3 protein-coding genes are annotated in these 2,706 nt (G+C 40.1%); all 3 read left to right on the forward strand.

The window, feature by feature from the left end:
* The coding region (locus tag M0Q51_17365) for a gliding motility-associated C-terminal domain-containing protein (protein MCK9401738.1) at positions 1–206 on the forward strand (206 nt) is incomplete at its 5' end.
* Between the two features lie 443 nt (positions 207–649).
* On the forward strand, positions 650–1,051 hold the full coding sequence (locus tag M0Q51_17370) for a hypothetical protein (GenBank protein ID MCK9401739.1): 402 nt from the start codon (positions 650–652) through the stop codon (positions 1,049–1,051).
* 106 nt (positions 1,052–1,157) lie between these two features.
* Positions 1,158–2,706 (forward strand): hypothetical protein (locus M0Q51_17375; GenBank protein MCK9401740.1); only part of this gene is annotated, 1,549 nt, incomplete at its 3' end.

Genomic DNA, 2,706 nt, shown 5'->3' on the forward strand with positions numbered 1-2,706 from the left:
TTTCGGATTTCAAATTGCTGATTTTTGACAGATGGGGAGGAGAAATCTTTGAATCAACTGACATCCTGAATGGCTGGGATGGCAAAAAGGACGGAAAGCTTTGCCCTGGCGGGGTTTATGTTTACCGGGTTACGTTTAGGATTGATCAAGCTTCCGGTCCTTACGCGGATCAGGTAAAGGTAGGGACGGTGATGCTGAATCACTAAATCACCTTCCCTGTTCATATCTTTTCGGAAAAAATATATAACCTGTCACTTTCCTGACCGATTAATCTGTGAATCCGCCAGGTTCATGCTACTGAAAATAACATATCAAATCCACTCTTTTATGCCTTCCTGCCTATTTATTTGCGCGCTTACTTACTTACGGCCATAGGATTTTCGGTAGTATTTACCATGTCCGGAATTCCGGATTTTACAGCCCCTATTTCAGTTCAAGAAGGCATCGTCCTTTTTCTGCTTCAAAACATTACTTTTTCATCCCCCATTTTCGATTTTCTAATTCCCATTTTCGATTTTCGAATTTCTAATATCCATCTTTCACATTCCCACCCGCCATAAGGGGGCATCCGGCCCCGCTCAAATAAATTTTTAACCAATTTATAAATCCACATCCAAAAATTTAATATTAATTTTAATATCTAAATCCTATGAAAAAATTTGCTTTAGTCTTAACGATGATGCTGCTTGGAGCAGCTGCTTTGTTTGCTCAATCTACAGAAACGGGTTATGTCACTGTAAAGTGGACCCCATGTGATGAATGTTGTAGTCCGATGCAATATTTTGTTGCATATTCAGTCGGGAGAGTTTCTGACAATTCAGAGGTCGCGCATGGTTGGACCGTTGTTTCGGATCAATATACTGAGCATATATTTGAATTCGAATTCCCTTGTGGATCTCCTGGTGAAGACTTCATGGTGTATGCTCGTGTAGTAGCGGGATGTGATTTTGGTGGTCTTAATGAGACAATATGTTGCAGTAATAAGAATCCTGGCGAACCTGCCGATTGTAGTGAATTGATGGAAGGATTTGACATCTGGGTTGAATTGTAATTAAATTAAAAAAAACTAACGTCATAAAGCGAAAACCTCTTCATTTATAGCGTTAGTTTCTTACTTTTTACTTTTTAGAATGAAAACTATCAATTATAAATTATTCTTGTCATTATTCATAGTTTTTGTGTCACTCATCGGAAAATATGTGACAGCTCAAAAAGAAGCCGACAATTGGATTGTAGGGTCATGGGCCGGGTTAAATTTTAATACTGGCAGTCCTGTTATTTGGTTTCCTGTAATCCCTCCACTCACTGATGGATTCAGCAATGGAACTATAATGAGTGATTCGTTGGGTAATTTGTTATTCTGTTCAAATGGGAATAGTGTATGGAATAAACTTGGCGAAGTAATGGAAAATGGAGATAGCTTAAAACCAGGAAAGTGTTGGACTCAGACTGCTGTTGCCTTCCCAAAACCAGGAGAAATGAATCAATACTATCTCTTTACTGTAGCAGGTTGGAACCTTCCGGAAGGAATATATTATTCAGTGATTGACATGTCAAGAAATGGAGGATTGGGTGCAGTCACGGAAGAAAAAAACATTGAACTTCAGGCTGGATTTTGGGCGCATGAAAAGCTATTTGTGACAAAAAACGAGTCTAAAAACGGATATTGGGTTATCTCAAGACTTTATAATGATGACCGATACGTGAGTTTCCTTGTTAATCAGCAGGGTGTTCATACTGAGCCAGTTTATAGTCCAACGGGAATCTTTAGAAAATTTGAAAATTCGGATTCTGGACCTATCAAAATCTCTCCTGATAAAAAGTATCTTGTTGCCGGACATACTATGGGTGATTTGAACTCGGAAGGACGATATCTCCGATCTTTTGAGATTTGTTCATTTGATCCTGAATCTGGCAATATCGACTATTTATACATGATACACAGGAAGCTCCCTGACTCAGACTTAGATTATTACAGCGCTTCAACATGCGAGTTTTCTCCCGATTCAAAATTTTTGTATTTATCTTTTGTCAGGGAGACGGATAGCGCTTTCCTTTATCAGTACGAAATACAATATGTCCAGGATTCTCTGGCATTTGTAAATTCAGCTCAATTGATATCAGCGGAATGTGGTGAATCGCTTCAATTGTCGAATGATGGAAGGATTTATTGTTCCAGACCCCCGGCAGTTGTGCCTAATTATGAGTACTATATGGGTGTGATCGATAAACCTTGGGAAAAGGGAATAAATTGCGATTTTGATCCTGTTGCAATATTCCCGGGTGGACGACAGACCGAATGGCAAACTCCCAACATCCTCCTCGACTATCTTTACCGTTTCGAATGGGAAGGAGATGAATATTGCCAGGGCTCGGCTGTTCATTTTATCCCTCACTTTATTCCCACACCTGACAGTATCCTCTGGTTTTTCGATGAATTTACTCCGGGAAATTATTCAAATGAACTTTCACCAACCTACACTTTTCAATACCCTGGCATTCACGAGGTTGAAGTTGATATCTGGTACCCTACCGGAAGATTTGAACATACTTCCAGGGAGATTGAGATTTATCCCACTCCTCATCCTGACCTGGGTCCCGATTTGTTGATATGCGAAGGGACAGCAGTAACCCTGAATGCAAATTGCGCCGCCGATCTCTATTCCTGGAGCACCAGTCAGTTTGGCAGTTCCGAGATCGTTGTTT

Source organism: Bacteroidales bacterium (assembly GCA_023229505.1).
Lineage (GTDB): Bacteria > Bacteroidota > Bacteroidia > Bacteroidales > JAGOPY01 > JAGOPY01.

What these genes read in the sequence shown, in the direction of transcription:
- M0Q51_17370 (MCK9401739.1), top strand. Translation starts at nt 650, where the DNA reads ATGAAAAAATTTGCTTTAGTCTTAACGATGATGCTGCTTGGAGCAGCT.